Genomic DNA, 21,570 nt, shown 5'->3' with positions numbered 1-21,570 from the left:
CGACGAGCTCAGGGACCGGCGGGGCTCGGGACCGTGGCTCAGAGCGCGGCGACGCCGCCCGCGATGAGCCCGATGCCCGCCGTGATGAGCGCCGCGGTCAGCGAGACGACCCCGAGCCAGAGCAGCGCGATCAGCCGGTTGGGACGCTCGGGCTCCTTTCCGAGTACCGACAGGAAGAATCCGGCCGGCATCAGGATTGCCGCGATCGGCACGCCCGTGCGGGCGAGCCAGAGCCAGAACCCGTCGAGCGCGGCATGCGAGATCACCGCGAGGATCGCGATCGACAACACGAGGAGCACGGCGGCGTGGGCGTGGCCGGCTCGGAAGAAGCTCTGCTGCAGCCGGTTCACGGGAACGTGCCCACGCACCACGCGGGTGAGGAAGTACCCGCCGCTCTCCACCGTGACGAGCGCGAGCAGCAGGATGCCGATGAGGATGAGGTCGTTGGGGGACGGCATGGCCGGTCCTTCCGGTTCGTGAAGCATGATTAGATAGTGAGACTCTCCAATATTAGAGAGTATCGATATCCAATGCAAGGAGTCCGTATGCGCATCTCCGCCCTCGCCGACGCCGCAGGGCTCCCCCTCGCCACGGTGAAGTACTACCTGCGCGAGGGCCTGCTGCATCCCGGCGTCGCCACGTCGGCGACGCAGGCGACCTACGACACTTCCCACCTGCGACGACTGCGCCTCATCCGCGCGCTCACCGGCGCGGTCGGGCTCAGCGTGCAGCAGGCGCGTACGATCCTCGCGCTCGTCGATGATCCGGGCGACGACCTCTATGCCACCCTCGGTCGCGCCGTGAGCGCCCTTCCGCCGACGGTGGCCGAGGCATCCGCCGACGACCCCGACCCGTACCCCCGCGCGCGTGCCGCCCTCGAGGCGCTGGGACAGGTGTACGACCCCGGCTTCGCCGCCGTTGCGCAGCTCGAGTCGGCGCTCGCCGCGAGCGAGGCGGCGGGCATGCCCATCAGCGACGAGCGCCTGCTCGCGTACGGTCGCCGGTTGCGCGACATCGCCGCGTTCGACCTCGAGCGGATGCCACGAGAGCCGCACGCCGCCGTCGAGTACACGGTGCTCGGCACCGCCCTCTACGAGCCGGTGATCCTCGCGCTGCGGCGCCTCGCTCACCAGGACGTGGCGGCGCGACGGGATCTCGGCGGCTGACGGCGATCGGGTCTCGATACGATCGCGTCGCGACCTACTCGACCACCGGAACCCGCTCGAGCAGGGCGGCGAGCGCGGGCAGTTGCGACGGGTCCTCGAGGGCCGATCCGACCGCGACCGTGCGCACGCCCGCGGCGAGGAAACCCCCGGCATTCGCGGCATCCATTCCGCCCGTGGCGACGAACCGGGCCTCGGGGAACGGTCCCGACATCACGCGGAACCACGCGGTTCCGAGCAGCGAGGCCGGAAACGCCTTCAACCAGGTGAGGCCGAGCGTCATCGCCGCCTGCACCTCGGTCGCGGTCGCGACGCCGGGCAGGGGTGGCAGCCCCGCCGCGACCGATGCTCGCACGATGTCGGCGTCGAACCCGGGGCTCACCGTGAACGCAGCGCCGGCGGATGCCGCGAGCTCGACGTGCCGCGCGGCCACGACGGTGCCCGCGCCCACGAGGCGCCCCTCGGCGCGCCCCGCCTCGACGACGGCGGCGAGGGCCTCGACGTCGGCGTCGGACTGGATCGGCAGCTCGACGACGTCGATGCCGAGGTCCCAGGCGCGACGGGCGAGCTCGAGGCTGCGCGCGACCCCGAGGCCGCGGAAGATCGCCATGAGCGGGCGCCCGGCGAAGAGGTCGTCGAACTGCGAGTTGGTGAGCTCGGTCATGCGTCAGCCTCTCGGGTGCGTCGTGGAGTCGGGGGTCCGCCGTGGGAAGTCGGCGGTGTCGGCGAGCACGAGCGCGGCGCGCTCGTGCCCGGCCCGGAGTCGCGCGTGCGGCGGAGCACCGTCGAGCCGGGCGACGAGGTATCCGGCGGCGAATGCGTCGCCCGCGCCGACCGCCTCGACGAGTTCCACCTCGAGAGCGGCCACGTGCGCGACGCCTGCCACGCTGTACTCGGTCGCGCCCACCGCGCCGTCCTTCACCACGAGCACGATTGGTTCGGGGAGGAGCGCGCGAACGTCGTCGGGCGTGCGGACCGCGACGCCGAGCGTCGAGCCCCACAGCGCGGCCGCCTCGTCGAGGCCGACGAACACGAGGTCGGCACGGGCGGCGAGCTCACGGAGCCGACGCGCCGCGACATCCGTCGACGGCCACAGCGCCGCCCGATGATTGACGTCGAAGCTGACCGGCACGCCCGCCGCCTTCGCTCGGGCGAAGAGCGCGTCGACCATGGCGTCGCACGCATCGGAGAGCGCCGGGGTGATGCCCGAGAGGTGCAGGAGGCGGACCCGTTCGACGGGCAGCGTCGCCGCGTAGCCGGCGTCCATGCGCGACGCCGCAGAGCCCCGGCGGAAGTACTGCACGGCGCGACCGGGATCCTTGAAGTAGACGCCCGTCGGAGCGTCGGGGTCGGTGCGCACCCAGCGCGTGTCGACGCCGCGCTCGGCGAGTTGCCGCAGCAGGCGACGACCGAGCGCGTCGTCGCCGACGAGCCCGGCCCACGCGGCGGGCCGTCCGAGTGCGGCGAGATGCGAGGCCACGTTCGCCTCCGCGCCGCCCGGGTCGAGGCGGAAGTCGGCGGCCGACTCGAGCGGTTCGGCGAACGCCGGCGCGACAAGCATCATCGTCTCGCCGACGGCGAGCACTTCGGGTTGCAAGGTCACGCCCTTATGCTGACCGTGTTGCACATGCGATGCAACTGTGTTGCAGCAGATGCAACGTCCGTTTCCGGGAGCATCACCGAGGAGGCATCCATGTCGCAGAGCGTCACCCGCGCCGCCCGCATCATCGATGCGATCGCCGCCGACCCACGCACGGTCACCGAGCTCGCCGAGGCGTTCGGCCTGCACCGCTCGACCATGTTCCGCGAGCTGCGATCGCTCGAGGAAGTCGGATGGGTGCGCCGGAGCAGCTCCGGGCGGTACACGCTGGGCGGGCGGCTGGCCGGCCTCGCGAAGGACGCCCTCGACTCGCTCGACCTCCGCGAGGCGGGTTCCGTGCATGTGCGGCGCCTCCAGCGCCGGATCGGCAACACCGTGCACCTCGCCGCACTCATGGACCGCTCGATCGTCTACGTCGACAAGGCCGAGGATGCCTCGGGCGTGCGCATGTACTCGCGCATCGGCCGCGAGGTCATCCCCTACTGCTCGGCGGTCGGCAAGGCGATCCTCGCCGAGCTCGATACCGCGGGGCGCGACGCGGTGCTCGACGATCTCACGTGGCACCGCTTCACCGACCGCACGCTCGCCACCCGTGAGCAGCTCGACGAGGAGCTGGCACGCGTGGCCGCCCGCGGCTGGGCCGCCGACGACCGCGAGTTCGAGGCGTACGTCAACTGCATCGCCGTGCCCGTCGAGAGTCCGCTCGGCGTGGTCGGCGCCGTCTCCGTCACCGCGATCCGCGTGGTCGCCGACCTCGACAGGCTGAAGAAGCACCTTCCCGCCCTGCGGGAGACCGCCGATCGCATCTCGAGTGAGCTCGGCTGAGCGGATGCCCGCCACGGCACGACCGGGCTCACCGGACGAGTCGCTCCAGCTCCTCGTCCATGCGCCGGGCGATCTCGGCATGGCCCTCGTCGTTCGGATGGATGCCGTCGGCGGCGATCCATTCCGGATGCCCCTCGAGCCACCTCGAGGCGCCGTCGACGTGATCGGCGCCGACGCGCTCGGCGGCCTCCTCGACCCACTCGATGATGCGCTCCAGCGAGTCGGGCCGCTCGGCGGTGTACCAGAACGGCTCGACCACCACGAGGCGGGCGTCCGCCAGCTCCTCGCGGAATCGCTCCAGGTCGTCGCCGATCGACGACCAGCGCCGCTCCGGCTCGTCGGCGCCCGTGCCTCGGGTGTAGGAGTCGCCGTAGAACGCGGCGACGGTGGCACCCGGCGTCGGCGAGCCGTCAGGGCGGTCGGATGCCGCGGCGCATCCGGCGAGCGCACTGCACGCCACGGCTGCCGTCACCGCAGCGATCGCCCCCGCCGTGATGACGGTGCCCCCGCGTGAATCACGCCCCCGCATGCCGCGATTGTAGGCCCGGCGCACGGAGCGCCGGACGCGGAACGGCCCGTTCCGATCGGATCGGAACGGGCCGCTCGGCGTCGTCGGTCGACTCAGCGGCGCTTGGCCACCATGCGCGGCACGGCGATCGCGGCGCCGACCGCGAGCGCGCCGATGCCCACGAAGGCGAGCCAGCCGTTCTCGAAGCCGGTCTCGGCGAGCGTGACTCCGCCGTCACCGCCACCACCGGCGGGCGGGGTGGTCTCGACGGGCGGCGTCGTCACGGGCGGGGTGGTGGCGGGGGGCGTGGTCGGCGGGGTCGTCGGCTCCGGCTCGTACGAGAACGAGTAGTGGCTGATGTCCTTGCCAGTCGAGTGGGTGATGGTCACTGTGTTGGTCGGAGGCTCGACCATGTAGTACTCAACCCCGGCGTCGCTGTTCTCATCACCGGCCTTCACGCAGACCATCGTGATGACCTGGCCTGCGGGAGCGGAGATGTCCTCCGTCTCTCCGAGACCGCCTTCTTCGCTCTTCCCTGAGTCGAGTTCCTCGCATTTCTGGTCCGAGAACCCGTCGGGCAGTGGGATGGGAACCAGAACAGAGTCCTCGGCGTAGGCGGGCGCGGCGGCGAATACGGCGGCGCCGGCGGCGAGCACCAGGGCTGCGGTGATGGTGCGGATTGGCTTCATCGGGTGAGGGCTCCTCAGAGGATGCGGGACGGGATGGTGGGCTGGCTGATCCCTGGCCGAACTCGGGCCGGGGCATGAGAGAGCGGCGGTATGGTGGCCGCCGCTTCATCATGAAGGATCGTCAGCAAACGCTAGCGGAGTACCGTCGTCCCGTCATATCCCCCGTTGGGGGCATCCCTCACCCAGCCCGTCAGACCCCGGCGGGCAGCTTCGCCGCGACGAGCTCCGCGATCTGCACCGCGTTGAGCGCCGCGCCCTTGCGCAGGTTGTCGTTCGAGACGAACAGCACGAGGCCCTTCCCGTCGGGCGCCGACTGGTCCTGGCGGATGCGGCCGACGAAGCTCGGGTCGGAACCGGCGGCCTGCAGCGGCGTGGGCACGTCGGAGAGCGCGACGCCCGGGGCATCCGACAGCAACTCGGTGGCCCGCTCGGGCGTGATCGGGTTCGCGAACTCGGCGTGGATCGAGAGCGAGTGTCCGGTGAACACCGGCACGCGCACGCAGGTGCCCGCGACCCGCAGGCCCGGCAGCTCGAGGATCTTGCGGCTCTCGTTGCGGAGCTTCTTCTCCTCGTCGGTCTCATTGTCGCCGTCGTCGACGATCGAGCCCGCGAGCGGGATCACGTCGAACGCGATGGGACGCACGAACTTCTGGGGCTCGGGGAACGTGACGGCGGAGCCGTCGTGCACGAGGCCGATCGCGTCCTGCTCGACCGCGGCCTTCGCCTGCTCGAGCAGCTCCTCGCCGCCGGCGAGACCCGCTCCCGAGACGGCCTGGTACGTCGAGACCATGAGACGCTCGAGTCCGGCCTCGTCGTGCAGCACCTTGAGCACGGGCATCGCGGCCATGGTGGTGCAGTTCGGGTTCGCGATGATGCCCTTCTTCGCCTCGTCGATGGCGTGCGGGTTCACCTCGCTCACCACGAGCGGCACGTCGGGGTCCATGCGCCAGCCGCTCGAGTTGTCGATGACCGTGACGCCGGCGGCGGCGAACCGCGGCGCCTGCGCCTTCGAGAGGGTCGCGCCCGCGGAGAAGATCGCGATGTCGAGGCCCGTCGGGTCGGCGGTCGCGGCATCCTCGACGACGATGTCCTCGCCCTTCCACGGCAGCGTCGTGCCCGCCGAACGGGCCGACGCGAAGTAGCGGATGCTCGCAACCGGGAAGTCGCGCTCGTCGAGCAGGCGCCGCACGACCGCACCGACCTGTCCGGTGGCGCCGACGACGCCGATGTTCACTGCGTGTGCCATGTGCTGTTCCTCACTTCTCGGGCGCTGCCGGCCCGCACGTCACGTTCCAGTCTGACGGATTCTGCAGGTGATCATGTCGCGGACGTCGTTCCGCGACTCCGACGGCAGGAATCCGCTGCATATCGTCGGTACGGCCCCGACTGCCGGGCGAGGGTTTCCCCGGGCCCCGCGGCATCCGGAACCTAGCGGCCCGTGCCGGCGTGGACGACCGCGTCCTCCTCGGCGTCGAGCTCGAACGCCGTGTGCACGGCCCGCGCCGCGGCATGCACGCTGTCGGCGCGTGTGACGACCGAGATGCGGATCTCGCTCGTCGAGATCATCTCGATGTTGATGCCGGCGTCGTAGAGCGCCTCGAACAGGCGCGCCGAAACGCCCGTGGCCGAGCGCATGGCGTTGCCGACGAGCGAGAGCTTCCCGATCTGGTCGTCGTACTGCAGCGACGTGAATCCGACCGCCTCCTGCGAGTGCGACAACGCGGTGAGCGCTCGCTCGCCGTCGGACTTCGGCAGCGTGAACGAGATGTCGGTGCGCCCGGTCGATGCAGCCGAGACGTTCTGCACGATCATGTCGACGTTCGCGTTCGTGTTCGCGACGATCTTGAAGATCTTCGCCGCGACCCCCGGCACGTCGGGAACGCCGACGACCGTGATCTTCGCCTCGGTCAGGTCGACCGCGACTCCGGCGATGACGGACTCTTCCACTTCGGCTCCTTCGGGAAGGCGCGAGGGGTCGTAGACGATCGTCCCCTCGTTGTTGTTGAACGACGAACGCACGTGCAGGGTGACGCCGTGGCGACGGGCGAACTCGACCGCCCTGATGTGCAGGACCTTGGCTCCGGATGCCGCGAGCTCGAGCATCTCCTCGCTCGTGATCTTCGACAGCTTGCGGGCCTTCGACACGATGCGCGGATCGGACGTGAACACGCCGTCGACGTCGGTGTAGATCTCGCACACGTCGGCCTCGAGCGCCGCCGCGAGGGCGACCGCCGTCGTGTCGCTGCCGCCGCGCCCGAGCGTGGTGATGTCGCGCGTGTCGCGGTTGAAGCCCTGGAACCCGGCGACGATGACGATCGCGCCCTCGTCGAGCGCCTCGCGGAGGCGCACCGGGGTGACGTCGACGATGCGGGCGGCGCCGTGCCTGGCATCCGTGATCATGCCGGCCTGGCTGCCCGTGAACGAGAGCGCCTCGTGGCCCATGCTCTTGATGGCCATGGCGAGCAGTGCCATCGAGATCCGCTCGCCCGCGGAGAGCAGCATGTCGAGCTCGCGGGGCGCCGGGATCGGCGTGACCTCGTGCGCGAGGTCGAGCAGTTCGTCGGTGCTGTCGCCCATCGCGGAGACGGCGACGACGACGTCGTTGCCGGCCTTGCGTGTCTCGACGATGCGCTTCGCGACTCGCTTGATGCTCTCCGCGTCGGCGACGGAGGACCCGCCGAACTTCTGCACGATCAAGCTCACGTGGTCTCCCGGGTGGTCACAGGCGCCGGGATGCACGTCCGGTCGCCGGAAGGTCCATCATACGGCGGCCCGCATACGCGCCCGGCAATGTGACGGTCGGTGGCGCACGCCTCGGGGGCTGACGGGCTTATCCCCGTCGGGGTCACGGATGCAACTCGATTTCCACTGAACGAACGTCCCCTTCCGACTCGGGAGCGGCGTGGCTAGCGTGGGCCTCGCCGTCGGCGGGCCCCGCCGCGGATGACACGCACAATGCGGCAACGGTGCCGCGGGCACCGTCGCTGTGCATCAGTACGCAAGGGAGCGTCGGATGATTCCAGTGTTCAAGCGAGCGACGGCGGTGTCGATGGGCATCACCGCCGCGTTCCTCATCGCCGTCGGTGCCACATCGGCCGCTGCGGCTCCCGGCGGCAAGCATGGCGAGCCGCCTCTCCTCACCGAAGCGGACTGTACGCCGCTCACGGGGCTCACGATTTCGGCGAGCGACATCGGACTGCCGACGAGCGGGGCCGACATCGAGACGGCCGTCTGGGACGCGGCAGGGAACTACTGCGCCGTCACCGGCTGGATCCGCGCCGTCTCGGCACCGCAGGACATGCAGTTCCGCGTCAACCTCCCTGCCGCGTGGAACGGTCGCACGCTGCAGTTCGGCGGGGGTGGCTTCGACGGCTCGCTCGTCACGGCGACCGGCAACTACACGGCGCAGCCGGCAGGTTCTCCGACCGCGCTCTCGCAGGGCTGGGTCACGCTCGGCTCCGACGGCGGACACCAGGGCGGGCCGGGCTTCGACGGGACGTTCCAGCTCGATGAGGAACTCTTCCTCAACTACGGCCAGTGGTCGGTGAAGAAGGCGCACGACGCGGCGTACGCCGTCATCGATGCCGCCTATGGCGTCGTGCCGCAGTGGTCGTACTTCATCGGCGGGTCGCAGGGCGGTCATGAGGCCCTCGACGCGGCTGCGCGCTATCCGAAGGATTACGACGGGATCATCGCCAACTATCCGGCGTACAACGTGACGATGATGCACGTCGGCGCGGTGAACTTCCGCGACGCGCTCCTGCTCGACGGCGGCGCAGGGCATCTCAACGCCGCCGAGACTGCGAGCATCACGAACGCCGTCTACGCGACCTGCGACACGCTCGACGGCGCGCCCGACGGTATCGTCAGCAATGTCGGCGCGTGCAACGAGGTGTTCGACGTGCAGTCGCTCGCCTGTCCTGCGGGCGTCGACCCGGCGACGGTCGATACCTGCCTCTCGGAGATGGAGATCGCAGCCGCTCTGAAGATCACGACCGACTACGACCTCGGCATCGAGATCGAGGGCAATTCGGTCTTCGCGAAGAGCGCGTTGTTCGAGGGGGCGTTGTACCAGGGCTTCGCGGGCTTCGGCTCGGGACCGCTGTCGCAAGGCCTGCAGTTCCAGGTGTTCAACGCGACGATGCAGTACGGCGTCGCTGGCAACCCGCCCGATTGGAACGGCTACACCGTCGACCCGCTCGACTACGCCGAGCGCGTGCAGGAAGTGGGCGAGATCATGGATGTGACGGATGTCTCGCTCAACAGGTTCCGCGCATACGGCGGAAAGGTCATCCTCACCCATGGCACGATCGACGACTTCATCACCCCGCACAACACGCTGCAGTACTACGCGGCGCTGCAGGACGAGTTCGGTCCGCGGCTCGACTCGTTCCTGAAGTTCTACATGGTGCCGGGCTGGGGTCACGGGCAGGGGCGCTTCGTCGCGCAGTACGACGGCCTGGACGCGATCGTGAACTGGGTCGAGCAGGATGTCGCGCCGTCGGGCCTCGTCGCACGTGACGGCAACCCGGGCGCCGACCGCACCCGTCCGATGTGCGAGTATCCGTCGTGGCCGTTGTACCAGGGGTATGGCTCCCTCGACCAGGCGAGCTCGTACCAGTGCGTCACGGAGTGACCGGTTTCCCACTCCCCGCATGAGTGACGAGGGGTCCCAGGTCGGCATGACCCGGGACCCCTCCGTGCTCGGGACGTGGCGATCGGGATCGCACGGCAGGCGGCGCGCTCGACGATAGAGTTCGGTCATGTCCGAGGCGCTCGAAGGTTGGTCCGACTTCAACGTGGCGATGGTCGGCGCGACCGCCGCCCTCGCCGGCCTCCTCATCGTCGCCATGTCGGTGAACATCTCGACGATCATGTCGTCGGCCACGCTGCCGGCACGTGCGGCGTCGGCGATCGCGGCGCTCGTGCTCGCGATCGTCGCGGGCGCGCTCGGGCTCATGCCCGGCCAGACCGACGTGACCTACGGTCTCGAGATCCTCCTGGCCGGCGCCGTCGCTGCGGCGTTCCACCTGCACGCCATGCGCGTGATCGCCCGCGAGGACCGCGTCTCGGCGGCGGACCGATTCGGCAAGAGCATTCTCGGCGTGATACCGATCGCCGCGTTCCTCGTGGGCGGCGTGCTCATCCTCGTCGGCACCGGAGCGGCCGGCCTCGTCGCGGTGGCCCTGGGCTCGCTGCTCGCCGTCATCGCCGCGATCGTCATGGCGTGGGTCATGCTCGTCGAGGTGCTGCGGTAGCGCTGTGCGTCCGTCCGCCGGATCGGCGGCGGCCGAGCGGATGCACCGTCAGCCCCGATGCTTGCGCGGCATGTACCACTCGGTGAACTCGGTCGCTCGCCCGCCGGCGTCGAGCCGGACGACCCAGAGGTTCAGGTAGTCCTTCTCGGCCGGGTACTGGGTGCGTCCCTGCACGAGCACGAAGCCGTCGTCCTCATGGAGGATGTTCCAGTCGAACGACCATTCACCTGGCTCGTCGCGGTCCTCGAGCCATCCCTCGACGATCTGGTCGTGCCCGCGGCGGGGCTCGTGGTCGGGTGCGGTCAGGTAGACCGCATCCTCCGCGAACAACGCCCGGACCTGCTCGGGGTCGTTCGATTCCCAGGCCTGCACGTATCCCTCGACCCAGCGGGCGCCTGCGCTCGTCATGGCTCCGTTCTACGCGCGCGCACCGACAGCGTCAACCGGTCACCCGACGACGCGGCGCCCCTCGAACGCCCGGCCGAGCGTGACCTCGTCGGCGTATTCGAGGTCGCCGCCGACGGGCAGGCCCGATGCGAGACGCGTCACCCGGATCTCGAGCGTCGTGAGGAGCCGGCTGAGATACGTGGCCGTGGCCTCGCCCTCGAGGTTCGGATCGGTCGCGATGATGACCTCGGAGACCGTGCCGTCGGCGAGGCGCTGCATGAGTTGGCGGATGCGGAGCTCATCAGGACCGATGCCGTCGATGGGGCTGATCGCGCCGCCGAGCACGTGGTAGAGGCCCCGGAACTCGCGCGTGCGCTCGATGGCGACGACGTCCTTCGCCTCCTCGACGACGCAGATGAGCGTGGGGTCGCGTCGTGGGTCGCGGCAGATCGAGCACGTCGACTGCTCCGCGACGTTGCCGCAGATCTCGCAGAAGCGCACCTTCTCGCGGACCTCCATGAGGATCTCGGCCAGCCGGCTGACGTCGAAGTGCTCGGTCTGCACGATGTGGAACGCGATACGCTGCGCCGACTTCGGTCCGATGCCGGGCAGGCGGCCGAGTTCGTCGATGAGTTCCTGGACGATGCCTTCGTACACGGACTAGCCACGCTCCCCGAAGCCGGGGCGTGCCGGCGCCTCGACCTCCTCGAGGAAGGTCGCCCCGAGCACCTCGCGCACGACCGCCTCACCGTACCGCTGGATGCCGCCCTGGGCGGGCGCCGGGGTGGCGTCGACGACGATCTCGGGCGGCGGACCCGGCTCGAACGGCGGCTCGATGTCTTCAGGGGGCGCCTCGGCGTCGTCGGGCACGGCGGCGAGGTCGTCGGATGCCGCAGCCGACGGCTCGGCGATGGCGGTCGCCGTGGCGCTCGGCGCGCGGCGCTGCGCGGTGCCGGTGCGCGAGCCGCCGGACGGGACGGACTCTGCCGGTGCCGTCGAAGGCCCGGGCTCGTCGTTCGGGATGGCGACCGTGGCCCACGTGTCGACGGGTGCGGACGCGGAATTCCCGGGTGCCGACCGAGCGGGCGAGGCCGGCGCAGCAGCAGACGGCGCGGGCGCGGCGACCGAGTCCGAGCCGGCACCCGAGCCGGCACCGGCGCGGACATCGGGCGCGGGCGTCGCGAGCGCCGCATCGGCGCCCGCCGGGCGCCCGGGCTCGGGCGAAGCGGCAGGCACCGCCACGGGTGCCGCAGCAGCTTGCGAGCCGATGACGCGCGGGAGGAACTTGACCTGCACCCCGAGCACGTCGGCGATGGCACGACGCAGCAATTCGGCCGGACTCTGCACGCCGGTTCCGCCGCGCAGGTCGTTCACGTCGTTCTGGCTGGGGAAGCCGAGCACGAGCACGTCGTCGTCGGTGCGGAAGTCGATGACCTTGGCGGTCATCGCCGCCATCCAGGCGGTGCGCTTCGTGCGCTCGAGGACGCCGAGGATCTCGGGCCACGCGTCGCGGATGAGTTGCAAGGTGACCGGGCCGACGGGCTTCGGCGTGGCGGGAGTGGACGGCGCGCCGGCATCGAGACGCGACTCGGTCGCTCCCCGACCCGCCGAGCGTGCGGGCACCGGCGGAGGGGTCTCCAGACGCGACTCCGTCGCTCCTCGACCGGCGGCGGGCATCGGCGGAGGGGTCTCCAGACGCGACTGCGCCGCTCCTCGACCGGCGGAGGACTGCTCGCCCGCGGCATCCGTGACCCCGATGCGGCGCTCGAGCCGCTCCACGCGGGCGAGCGCGCCGCGCTCGGAGTCGTCGCTCGAGGGCACGAGCACGCGCGCGAGCATGAGCTCGAGGTGCAGCCGCGGCGAGGTCGCCCCGGTCATCTCGGTGAGCGTCTGGTTCACGAGGTCGGCGACACGCGACAGTTCGGCCGGCCCGAAGGCCGCGGCCTGCGTGGCCATGCGGGCGAGCTCGTCGTCGGGGATGCCGCGGAGCACCGCGGCCGCGGCCTCGGGCGAGGAGGCAGCCACGACGATGAGGTCGCGCAGCCGCTCGAGCAGGTCTTCGACGAAGCGGCGTGGATCCTGCCCGGTCTGCACCACGCGGTCGGCGGCGGCGAACGCCTCGGCCGCGTCCTTCGCGCCGATCGCGTCGACGACCTCGTCGAGCAGCGCGCCGTGCGTGTACCCGAGCAGCGCGACAGCCCGCTCGTAGTCGATCGTCGACCCCTCGGAACCGGCGATCAGCTGGTCGAGCAGCGAGAGCGTGTCACGCGGCGAGCCGCCGCCCGCCCGGACCACGAGCGGAAGCACGCCGGGCGCCACCTCGACGCCCTCCTCGGTGCAGAGCTTCTGCACGTACTCGAGCATCGGGCCGGGCGGCACCAGCCGGAACGGGTAATGGTGCGTGCGCGAGCGAATGGTGCCGAGCACCTTGTCGGGCTCGGTCGTGGCGAAGACGAACTTCACGTGCTCGGGCGGCTCTTCCACCAGCTTCAGCAGCGCGTTGAATCCCTGGGGCGTCACCATGTGCGCCTCGTCGAGGATGAAGATCTTGTAGCGGTCGCGGGCGGGTGCGAACACGGCGCGCTCGCGCAGGTCGCGGGCGTCGTCGACGCCGTTGTGGCTGGCGGCGTCGATCTCGACGACGTCGAGCGAGCCGCCGCCGCCGCGGGAGAGTTCGACGCAGCTCGGGCACACGCCGCACGGCGTGTCGGTGGGGCCCTCGACGCAGTTCAGACAGCGCGCGAGGATGCGCGCCGAGGTGGTCTTGCCGCAGCCGCGCGGCCCGCTGAACAGGTAGGCGTGATTCACCCGATCGGTGCGAAGCGCGGTCATGAGCGGCTCGGTCACCTGCGACTGGCCGATCATCTCGGCGAACGTCTCAGGCCGGTAGCGGCGATACAGGGCGGTGACCACGCATCAATCGTAGTTCCCGCGTGTGACATGGCGTCCGGATGCCACTGGCGTAACATGCTCTGAACCGGAAGGGGGGGCGAGATGACGGCGACGATGACCCCGACGCAGCTCGCACGGTTCGAGGCACGACTCCGCGCGGAGCGCGCCGACGCCGAGGAGCGGCTGGCCGAGTTCGACGACGCGATGGCCGAGGTGCGCACCGCGAGATCGGATGCCACGGCCGACGATGAGCACGACCCCGAGGGCCCGACCATGACCCAGGAGTGGTCGCAGCGCACGGCCGTGCTCGCCGACGTGAAGGCCGAGCTCGCCGAGGTCGACCGCGCACTCTCCCGCATCGCCGACGGCAGCTACGGCGTCTGCGCACGGTGCGGCAAGCGCATCGCCGTCGCCCGGCTCGACGCGCGTCCGACCGCCACCCTCTGCATCGACTGCGCGAGGCTCGTGGGCTGACCGTTCACGCGGTGGTGTCGGCGAGCGGGCCGGACGCCGCGGCCGGCGTCTTCTGTGCGCCTCCAGAGCCGTGCGTGCGCGCCGCCGTCAGCCCGGAGAATGCGCGGATCAGGAACGGACTCGCCCCGAGCATGGCGTAGAGCAGTCCGCACACCGCGAGGGTCGGCAGGAGTCCGAACTGCTCGACCGCGAATCCGCCGGCCAACGCGCCGACCGGCATCGCGGCGGCGACGCCCGCGGTGGTGGCACCGAACACGCGGGCGCGCATGCCGTCGGGAACCTGCCCGTACATGGCCGTCGACATCATCGGATTGAGCGCACCGGCCGCCAGGCCGGAGAGCACGAGCACCGGCAGCAGCACGGACAGGGGGGCACCGAGCGCCATCGAGAGGTAGGGCGGGGTCCCGGCGAGCACGAAGCACGTCGCGAACATCACCCGCCCCGACCAGCGGTGCGCGATCAGGCCGAAGAGCGCGGAGCCGACGAGGGCGCCGCCGGCGAAGCATCCGACCATGAACCCGAGCACTGCCGGGTCGCCGAGCACGCGCGCCGCGTACACGGGCTTCAGCACCATGATGCCCGCCGCGTCGATCGCGTTCGTCAGGGTCACGAGCAGGACGATCGCACCGAGCAGGGGCGTGCGCGCGATGAAGCGGATGCCGGCCACAAAGCCGCCGCGCATCGGCTCGGACTCGTGCGACGACCCGTCGGGAACGCGCGACGACGAGCGGCGCGGCACCAGCACCGTGACGAGCAGTGCCGACAGCGCGAACCCGGCCGCATCGACGACGAGGGCGGGCATCGGCCCGGCGATGGCGACGAGCGCGCCTGCGGCTCCCCCGCCGATCATCGTCGCCGTGCGCTGCACGGTCGACTGCGCGCCCGCAGCGCGGGCGAGCGGCATCCGTGCGAGGGCGGCGAGGTCGGGCATGAGCACGGTCTTCGCGGTGTCGCCTGGTGCGTCGAGGAGTCCCCCGAGGAAGACGAGCGCCAGCAGGGCGCCGAACGACAGGCCGACGGTCGCGGCGAGCGCCGGGATGGCGAGCACCGTGATGGCGCTCGCGACATCCGCCACGATGCTCGACGTGCGGTAGCCGAATCGGTCGACGAGCACGCCGCCGAGCGCGCCGCCGACGACGAGCGGCACGGTCGCGAACATTCCAGCGACGCCCGCGGCGAGCGCCGATCCGGTCTCCATGAGCGCGATGATCGGGATGGCCACGAGGGCGATGGCGTTGCCCGAGAGCGAGAAGAACTGCGCCGCGAAGAGCGCGAGGATCGGCAAACGCCGGCGCGGGCGTGGGTCCGCCTCGACGGACTCGGCGAGCGAGCCCGGGATATCGACGGCCTCGGCGCTCATCGCCCGGGCCTCGGGAAGCTGTGGGTGATCCATCGCACGGATCGGGTGCCCGGTCGCGGCTCGCGGCCGCGTGCCCACCACTTCTCGTGTATGGCCTCGAGGTCGGCGGTGAGCTCGCGGAACTCGTCGAGCGTGAGCTGGGCGGCACCGTCGCTGGAGTCGGATGCCGAGACCCACTCGGGGTCGAGGTCGTGTTCGGCTTCGAGGGCATCGAGCAGTTCGCGGTGGTACGCGTCGATCACGGCACGGCGCATGGCATCGGATGCCTCGCGCCGTTCGGGATCGTCGAGGAACTCCACGGCGCTCGTGCGGGTGATCTCGTGCGCCGCACGCCACCAGCGTTCGCGGCCGTCGCGCTCGCGCTCGGGAGCAGGGAGGACGAACCCGTGCTTCGCCAGGGTCGAGACGTGATAGCTGATGGACCCGGATGCCGCGCCCGTCGCCTCGGCGAGCATGCTCACCGATTGCGGCCCCTCGACCCGGAGCAGGCCGAGGATCTTGAGGCGCAGCGGGTGCGCGAGGGCGCGCATAGGCCCCGGGTCGTGCAGGTCGATGGAGTTCCGGTGTTCGGCCATGCCGTCATCGTAGCTCTGCAACATTTCTTGCACAACAGTTCTTGTAGAACCGACTCCGGAGCTCAGCTCGTGGTCGGCGCGGCATCCGGATGCCCGGATCGCCACAGTCGACGCAGCCAGTTCGCGGCGGCCGAACCTTCCCGCGTACGGCTGGCTGCACGGGGCAGACCCCGCCTGCGCCTCCGCTCGGCGAACTCGGCCAACACAGCCTCGTGCTCGGCCTTGATGACCAGGTACATCCCCAGTGCGTCGTTCATGACAGTCCTTTCGTCTCGGGCGGTGCGCCCTCGAGACGACATGCTGCCGACGCATCCTTCCCTCCCGATGACCCGGCCGGGGAAGGATCAGGGAAGGAGCGGATCAGGGAAGGAGCGCCGCCTCCGCCGCGAGTTCGTCGGCGAGCGCCCGACACCGAGCGGCATCCAGCGGTTGACCCGACCGATCGAAGGCGCGGGCCGCACGAGCCGCGAGCCGCTCCGCCGCCGCGTCGCCCTCGGCGCGGGCGAGGTGCGCCTTCGCCTCGTCGAACGCCGCCTGCCATGCCGTGCCGTTCCAGAGTTGCGACGACGCATCGGCGATCTCGCGGTAACGTCGCGCCCGATCGAGGTCGCCGGCACGGGCGAGCCCGATCATGGCGGGAACCGCGAACATCACCGTGCAGAAGCTGCACTGGTCATCGGCGCCCATGGTCGCCTCGGCACGATCGATGACGTCGGCCGCTTCCTCGTCGTTCTCGGCGGCGAGCACCATAGACCCGTACACCCGCTGGAGCAGGTGCAAGGCGATGACCGACCAGCGAGCCAGCGGCAGCGCCCGGTCGAGCAGACGCAGCCTCCGCGCGATTCCCCTCGTACAGCTCGATCTCGGCGAGGCGTTCCAGGCAATGGGCCTCGCCGGCGTTCGCGCCCAGTTCATGGTGGAGTTCGGCTGATTCGGTGAGCTCCTGCCGAGCGAGCGGCAGGTCGCCCGAGAGGAGCGCGGCCTCGCCGGTGAGCGTCCGGGCGAACGCGACCGCGCGCAGTGCGCCCGCCTTCTCCGCGGTCTCGCGGAGACCCGCCGCCAGCTCGATGACGTCGCGGTACGGCGTCGGCCCGTACAGCAGGTACTCCGCCGCGCACAGGTAGCCGTCGAACACCGCGTTCGCCACCTCGGGGCTCGACCGCAGGTTGCGCAGCTCGGTGCGGATGCGGTCGAACCACTCGCCGCGATTGTGCGCGAGCAGTCCCTGCAGCGCGATGAGGTCGAGCACGCGCCAGGAGCGCTCGCCGGCGAGCACGCGCTCCTGCGCCCTCTGGGCGATCGCCCAGGCGCCGTCCACGTCGCCCCCGAAGAACGCCACGTTCGCCTGTGCGAGGAGGATCTCGTCGTCCTCGGGCCGGTCCGTCGCCTCGAGGCCCCGGATCGCCGCAGCCGCCGTCTCGAGGTCGCCGGCGGTGAGCGCGGCGCGCGACATCCGGGCGCGCAGGATGCGCGCGTCGGCCGGGGTGGCCTTCTCGAGCGCCTCCCGGTATGCCGCCACGGCCCGGACGTCGCCGATCGCCTGCAGCAGGTCGGCGCGCAGTCGCAGCAGGCGCTGCCGATCGTCGCCGACGGCGGCGTCGCGAATGCGCTCGATCAGCGCGAGCGCGTCGCGATAGGCGCCGATCGCAGCCTCGGCCTCCGCCGCGTCGAGGAGGTAGGGCACGGCTCGCGCCGCATCCCCCGCTTCGAGCAGATGGTGACCGACCCGTGCGGGCGAGGCGCCGGCAGCAGCGAGGTTCTCGCCGATCTCGCGATGCACCGGCCGCAGCCGGTGCGCCGGCAGGCCCGCCAGCACGGCCTCGCGCACCATGGCGTGACGGAACCGGTATCCGGATTCGGTGCGCTCGATCACGCCGGAGGCGAGGGCGTCATCGAGGAGCCCGTACGCCGCCGCTTCGTCGCCACCGCCGGCCGCGACGACGTCGTCGGTGTCGAAGGCCGCGCCGAGCACTGCGAGCCGCTGCAGCGCGGCGAGCGTCGCCGGCGGGATGCTCGCGACGGCGTCCTCGTCGGTGTGCCGTTCCCAGTCGGGGTCCTCGGCCGCGCGACGCGTCAGCTCCGCCACCGCGTACGGGATCCCCAGCGAGACCTCGGCGATGCGGTCCACCGTCTCGTCGTCGGCGTCGGGAAGTCGAGCGCGCACGATCGCCTCGACGGCGGCGCGCCCGAGGGGACCGAGCTCCACCGACACCGCCCCGAACCGCGTGCGCAGGCTGTGGCAGAGTTCGACGACCTCCGCCGGCAGGGGCGGTGCCTTCACGCCGAACGCGAGCACCGCGCGCTCGCCGTGCAGGACCCTGACCAGGTAGCGCACGAGGCGCAGGCTCGCCTCGTCGGCGTCGTGGAGGTCGTCGATGACCAGGAACACGCCGCCATCGGATGCCGCGAGCCGGAAGAGCGCTGCAGCGGCCACGAGCAGGCGCTGGTGCGCGTCGGCGCCCGACCACGGCGACGGCAGCGACGCCATGACCCGCTCGATCTCCTCGCGGAACGGCGCGTCGAGGCGCTCGACGAGCGACGGATTCCGCCGGCAGAGGTCGGCGATCGCCTCGGTCACGGGCGCGTACGGCCACGAGCCCTCGGCCGGCACGGCGCTGCCGGCCGCGATGCGGAAGCCGCGCTCCTCCGCCGTCCGGCGCCATGTCGCGAGCAGTGTCGACTTGCCGACCCCCGGCGCCCCGGTCACGATCGCGACGCGCTCGCGACCGGCCTCGGCGTCGCCGAGGAGCTCGTCGATGAGCGCCACATGCTGCTCACGACCGAGGAACGGCGCCTCGGCGTCGACGCGCCGGGCAGGCGCGACCATCTCATCGGCGAGGGCCCGGGCACGCAGCCGCATCGCCTCGTCACTCGGCGCCACGCCGAGTTCGCGCCGGAGCGCCCGATCGAGGCGTTCGAACTGACGCAACGCCGCGTGCCGGTCGCCCGCGGCCAGATGCCGCCGCATGACCTCGATGTGGGCGAGCTCGTCGCTCGGGTCGAGCGCGACGAGTTCCTCCCAGCGCTCGGCGAGTCGCAGGAGTTGCAGGTGCAGGTCGGCGAGTCGGCCGCGGTCGGACTCGGCCCATTCCTCGTAGCGCTCTTCGGGGAGGAGCTCGCCGCGGTAGATCGTGAGCGCCATGCGAGCCGACGCCGAGTCGTGCAACTCGAGGGCGCGGCGCGCGAGGCCCTCGAACCGCTCCGCATCCACGACGACCTCGATGCCGGGGAACAGCTGCACCAGGTCGCCGCGGAAGACCACGGCATCGAGGTGATCGCACGCCCGCCGCGCGAAGTGGGCCGCCTTGTGGAGCTTGGGGAGGGCCGTCTCGGGGTCGTCCTCGGGCCACAGCACATCGAGCAGGCGTTCGCGGTGCATGGCGTGACCGGGCGCGAGGGCGAGCAGCTTGAGCAGGGCGGAGGCGTGGCGGCGCCCCATGGTGCCGGCCGCGGTGACCGTGCCGTCGATGAGTACGTCGAAACGTCCCAACAGCTCGATCCTGACGTCGGGCACGGCTCATCGACCTCCACGGCGATCGGGTCGTCCGCCTGTGAGGAATTATCGTCTCCACGGCCGCGGAGCGATAGCCCGGGCGGTCGCGCGGCGTCACGGATCCTTCCCCGATCCTTCCCTCCGCCGGGAAGGGCGCGGGAATGCGGCATCCGTACCGTCGTCGACATGTTCATCGCAGAGACCATCGTGGGCCTCCTGGCCCTCGCCGCGATCGGCGCCACCGTGCGCGCGGTCGCCACCGACGGATTCCGCCGGATGCCCGTCGACCGCATGCGGATGCCGTGACGGACCTCGTCACGGCCGCCGCGGCGCCTGCCGGCCGACCGCACCACCGAACACCTACCACCGAACAACACACCGAACCGAGGAGAACACCATGACCACCGACACCATCACCACCGAGACCGTGGACACCGCCGAGGCGACCGCGCCGCAGTCGGGCGTCCGCAACGGCGTCGACACGACGGCACTCTTCGCGACGCTGGACGTCGTGAAGAGCGACCCGGAGATCGCCCAGTTCCAGTTCCGCGCCGAGAACACCTGGCTCAAGGGGACCCACAACCGCTCGGTCATCCACGGCTTCTACGGCGCCAAGCAGGAGATGGAGCACCGCCGGCCGACGGTCCTCGAGGCCGACCACCCGACGGTGCTCGTCGGCGCCGACAACGCCCCGACCCCGGTCGAGTACCTGCTGCACGCGATCGCGGCCTGCCTCACCGCGGGTATCGCGAACATCGCCGCCGCCCGGCGCGTGAACCTCACCGAGGTCTCGTCGACGGTCGAGGGCGACATCAACGTGCTGGGGCTCCTCGGCCTCGACAACGACGTGCGCAACGGCTACTCGGGCCTGCGCCTCACCTTCACGATGAAGGGCGACGAGCCCGAGAAGCTGCGTTCCGTGCTCGAGCAGTCCGTGCGCCGCTCGGCGGTGTACGACGTGCTCACCAACGGCGTGCCCATCAGCATCGACGTCGTCACCGACTGAGTCGGCCGCACGGATCGAGGAGCGGCCTCTCGGGCCGCTCCTCGATCCCGCGGAATCCGAAGAGGAGCCACTGCCATGCGACACATCGACACCGTCATCATCGGGGCCGGCCAGGCCGGCCTCGCCGCGAGCCACGAACTGACCCGCCGCGGCCACGAGCACGTCGTGCTCGAGCGCAGCGCGGTCGGCGAGCGTTGGCTGGGTCGCCGCTGGGACTCCCAGACGCTCTTGACGCCGAATTGGATGACGCGACTGCCGGGTCACCGGTACGCGGGCCCCCATCCCGACCGGTTCATGTCCACGGCCGAGTTCGCCACGCTGCTGCGGGACTACGCCCGTGGCTTCGCCGCCCCCGTCGAATCCGGGGTCACGGTCGAGGCGCTGCGGTTCCGCGGAGGATGGCTCGAGGTCTCGAGCACATCCGGTCTCCGGCGGGCTCGCAACGTGATCATCGCGACCGGATGGTGCGACGTGCCGGCGCGTCCGGCCGAGGCGACGCGCCTGCATCCGTCGATCCACTCCATCACGCCCGACCGGTATCGCAACCCGGCGTCGCTTCCCGCGGGCGGAGTGCTCGTGGTGGGCGCGTCCGCGACGGGCGTGCAGCTCGCCGACGAACTGCGACGCGCCGGCCGCCGCGTGGTCCTGGCCGTCGGCGGCCACCTGCGCCTGCCGCGCCGTTACCGGGGCGCCGACATCATGGAGTGGCTCGATTTGATGGGCTCACTCGACCGTCGCATCGACGACATGCCGGATCCGGTCGCGGCACTGCGCGAGCCGTCCATGCAACTCGTCGGCGGCGAGCTGCGCACGATCGACCTGCCCTCCCTCGCGGCCCACGGCGTCGAGCTCGTCGGTCGCTTCGTCGGCGCCGACGGGCGTGCCGCCCACTTCGACGCGGGCCTCCGCGATCGGGTGGCGGCCGCCGACCGCCGCATGCATCGAACGCTCGACCGGATCGACCGCGTCATCGATCGCGACCGGCTCGACGTCGCCGCCGCTTCTCGTCCGGTGCCGTTCATCCCGCCCGAGGCGCCCGCATCCGTGGACCTCGTCGGCGGCGGCATCCGCACCGTCATCTGGGCCTCGGGCTATCGCCGCGACTACCGCTGGCTGCCGCCGGGCGTCCTCGACGCGCACGGCGAGCTCCGGCACCGCTACGGCGTGACCGAGCTGCCCGGGCTCATGGCCCTCGGCCTCCGCTTCCAGCGCACGCGCCGCTCGAGCCTCATCGACGGCGTGGGGGCGGATGCCGCGATGGTGGCCGAACTGGCGCACGCCCGCGCCTCGGCGTCGCTCACGGCGTGACCGCGCTGCAGCCGCGAACGATTCTGCGGATA

General features: G+C 71.3%; 22 protein-coding genes. 7 read left to right on the top strand and 15 right to left on the bottom strand.

The genetic code is table 11. From position 1 onward, the window contains the following. Positions 1-38 precede the first annotated feature (38 nt). On the bottom strand, positions 39-458 hold the full coding sequence (locus EZM51_RS02195) for a hypothetical protein (RefSeq protein ID WP_136706580.1): 420 nt from the start codon (positions 456-458) through the stop codon (positions 39-41). A gap of 87 nt (positions 459-545) precedes the next feature. On the opposite strand from EZM51_RS02195, the gene EZM51_RS02190 reads away from it, so the two are divergent. Continuing rightward, positions 546-1,166, top strand: a complete 621-nt coding sequence (locus EZM51_RS02190; RefSeq protein ID WP_136706578.1) for a MerR family transcriptional regulator — start codon at positions 546-548, stop codon at positions 1,164-1,166. Positions 1,167-1,200: 34 nt separating this feature from the next. On the opposite strand, the gene EZM51_RS02185 is transcribed toward EZM51_RS02190, so the two are convergent. Continuing rightward, positions 1,201-1,827 (bottom strand): bifunctional 4-hydroxy-2-oxoglutarate aldolase/2-dehydro-3-deoxy-phosphogluconate aldolase, encoded by a 627-nt coding sequence (locus tag EZM51_RS02185; protein WP_136706576.1) that lies wholly within the window; start codon positions 1,825-1,827, stop codon positions 1,201-1,203. A 3-nt stretch (positions 1,828-1,830) separates the two neighbouring features. Then, a complete protein-coding gene (locus tag EZM51_RS02180; RefSeq protein ID WP_248305417.1) occupies positions 1,831-2,766 on the bottom strand; it encodes a sugar kinase in 936 nt (311 codons plus the stop codon). 90 nt (positions 2,767-2,856) lie between these two features. Between EZM51_RS02180 and EZM51_RS02175 the strand changes: the two genes are divergently transcribed. Next, positions 2,857-3,588, top strand: coding sequence for an IclR family transcriptional regulator (locus EZM51_RS02175; RefSeq protein ID WP_169053752.1), 732 nt, complete (start codon positions 2,857-2,859; stop codon positions 3,586-3,588). 28 nt (positions 3,589-3,616) lie between these two features. Here the strand turns inward: EZM51_RS02175 and EZM51_RS02170 are convergent, their stop codons facing one another. The 4 genes from EZM51_RS02170 to EZM51_RS02155 all read right to left on the bottom strand — a co-directional run bounded on the left by EZM51_RS02170 (position 3,617) and on the right by EZM51_RS02155 (position 7,488). Then, entirely contained in the window at positions 3,617-4,117 is a 501-nt protein-coding gene (locus tag EZM51_RS02170) for a hypothetical protein (RefSeq protein WP_136706572.1), read from the bottom strand. 92 nt (positions 4,118-4,209) lie between these two features. After that, positions 4,210-4,752 carry a hypothetical protein gene (locus tag EZM51_RS02165; protein ID WP_136706570.1) on the bottom strand — a complete coding sequence of 181 codons (543 nt, stop codon included), beginning with the start codon at positions 4,750-4,752 and terminating at the stop codon, positions 4,210-4,212. Between the two features lie 223 nt (positions 4,753-4,975). Beyond that, complete coding sequence (locus EZM51_RS02160; protein ID WP_136706568.1) at positions 4,976-6,031, bottom strand: aspartate-semialdehyde dehydrogenase; 1,056 nt, start codon at positions 6,029-6,031, stop codon at positions 4,976-4,978. A 182-nt stretch (positions 6,032-6,213) separates the two neighbouring features. Beyond that, entirely contained in the window at positions 6,214-7,488 is a 1,275-nt protein-coding gene (locus EZM51_RS02155; protein WP_136706566.1) for an aspartate kinase, read from the bottom strand. A gap of 310 nt (positions 7,489-7,798) precedes the next feature. On the opposite strand from EZM51_RS02155, the gene EZM51_RS02150 reads away from it, so the two are divergent. Further along, a complete protein-coding gene (locus EZM51_RS02150) occupies positions 7,799-9,421 on the top strand; it encodes a tannase/feruloyl esterase family alpha/beta hydrolase (protein WP_136706564.1) in 1,623 nt (540 codons plus the stop codon). A gap of 127 nt (positions 9,422-9,548) precedes the next feature. Next, positions 9,549-10,043: a hypothetical protein gene (locus tag EZM51_RS02145; protein ID WP_136706562.1), complete on the top strand. Its 495-nt coding sequence runs from the start codon at positions 9,549-9,551 to the stop codon at positions 10,041-10,043. 48 nt (positions 10,044-10,091) lie between these two features. On the opposite strand, the gene EZM51_RS02140 is transcribed toward EZM51_RS02145, so the two are convergent. The 3 genes from EZM51_RS02140 to EZM51_RS02130 are packed head-to-tail and all read right to left on the bottom strand — an operon-like array spanning position 10,092 to position 13,343. Next, on the bottom strand, positions 10,092-10,451 hold the full coding sequence (locus tag EZM51_RS02140) for a nuclear transport factor 2 family protein (RefSeq protein WP_136706560.1): 360 nt from the start codon (positions 10,449-10,451) through the stop codon (positions 10,092-10,094). A gap of 39 nt (positions 10,452-10,490) precedes the next feature. Further along, on the bottom strand, positions 10,491-11,087 hold the full coding sequence (gene recR / locus EZM51_RS02135) for a recombination mediator RecR (protein ID WP_136706558.1): 597 nt from the start codon (positions 11,085-11,087) through the stop codon (positions 10,491-10,493). Positions 11,088-11,090: 3 nt separating this feature from the next. Next, entirely contained in the window at positions 11,091-13,343 is a 2,253-nt protein-coding gene (locus tag EZM51_RS02130) for a DNA polymerase III subunit gamma and tau (RefSeq protein WP_136706556.1), read from the bottom strand. 81 nt (positions 13,344-13,424) lie between these two features. Here EZM51_RS02130 and EZM51_RS02125 point away from each other — a divergent pair, with 81 nt between their 5' ends. Then, positions 13,425-13,796, top strand: coding sequence for a TraR/DksA C4-type zinc finger protein (locus tag EZM51_RS02125; RefSeq protein ID WP_248305416.1), 372 nt, complete (start codon positions 13,425-13,427; stop codon positions 13,794-13,796). Between the two features lie 4 nt (positions 13,797-13,800). On the opposite strand, the gene EZM51_RS02120 is transcribed toward EZM51_RS02125, so the two are convergent. The 5 genes from EZM51_RS02120 to EZM51_RS02100 all read right to left on the bottom strand — a co-directional run bounded on the left by EZM51_RS02120 (position 13,801) and on the right by EZM51_RS02100 (position 19,221). Then, on the bottom strand, positions 13,801-15,189 hold the full coding sequence (locus tag EZM51_RS02120) for an MFS transporter (RefSeq protein WP_136706554.1): 1,389 nt from the start codon (positions 15,187-15,189) through the stop codon (positions 13,801-13,803). Continuing rightward, positions 15,153-15,731, bottom strand: coding sequence for a metalloregulator ArsR/SmtB family transcription factor (locus EZM51_RS02115; protein ID WP_136706553.1), 579 nt, complete (start codon positions 15,729-15,731; stop codon positions 15,153-15,155). Before EZM51_RS02115 ends, EZM51_RS02120 begins: the two co-directional genes overlap by 37 nt. Before the next feature lie 62 nt (positions 15,732-15,793). Next, positions 15,794-15,988 (bottom strand): hypothetical protein, encoded by a 195-nt coding sequence (locus EZM51_RS02110; RefSeq protein WP_136706552.1) that lies wholly within the window; start codon positions 15,986-15,988, stop codon positions 15,794-15,796. Between the two features lie 103 nt (positions 15,989-16,091). Then, positions 16,092-16,418 carry a hypothetical protein gene (locus tag EZM51_RS02105; protein WP_136706551.1) on the bottom strand — a complete coding sequence of 109 codons (327 nt, stop codon included), beginning with the start codon at positions 16,416-16,418 and terminating at the stop codon, positions 16,092-16,094. Further along, positions 16,405-19,221 (bottom strand): AAA family ATPase, encoded by a 2,817-nt coding sequence (locus EZM51_RS02100; protein WP_136706549.1) that lies wholly within the window; start codon positions 19,219-19,221, stop codon positions 16,405-16,407. Before EZM51_RS02100 ends, EZM51_RS02105 begins: the two co-directional genes overlap by 14 nt. 400 nt (positions 19,222-19,621) lie before the next feature. Here EZM51_RS02100 and EZM51_RS02095 point away from each other — a divergent pair, with 400 nt between their 5' ends. Beyond that, a complete protein-coding gene (locus EZM51_RS02095; protein WP_136706547.1) occupies positions 19,622-20,230 on the top strand; it encodes an OsmC family protein in 609 nt (202 codons plus the stop codon). A 75-nt stretch (positions 20,231-20,305) separates the two neighbouring features. Further along, positions 20,306-21,538, top strand: a complete 1,233-nt coding sequence (locus tag EZM51_RS02090) for an NAD(P)-binding domain-containing protein (RefSeq protein ID WP_136706545.1) — start codon at positions 20,306-20,308, stop codon at positions 21,536-21,538. Positions 21,539-21,570: the final 32 nt, after the last annotated feature.

This window comes from Agromyces sp. H66 (assembly GCF_004959775.1).
Lineage (GTDB): Bacteria > Actinomycetota > Actinomycetes > Actinomycetales > Microbacteriaceae > Agromyces.
Note: the sequence above shows the minus strand (reverse complement) of the source record. Positions and strands in the feature narration are given on the sequence as shown.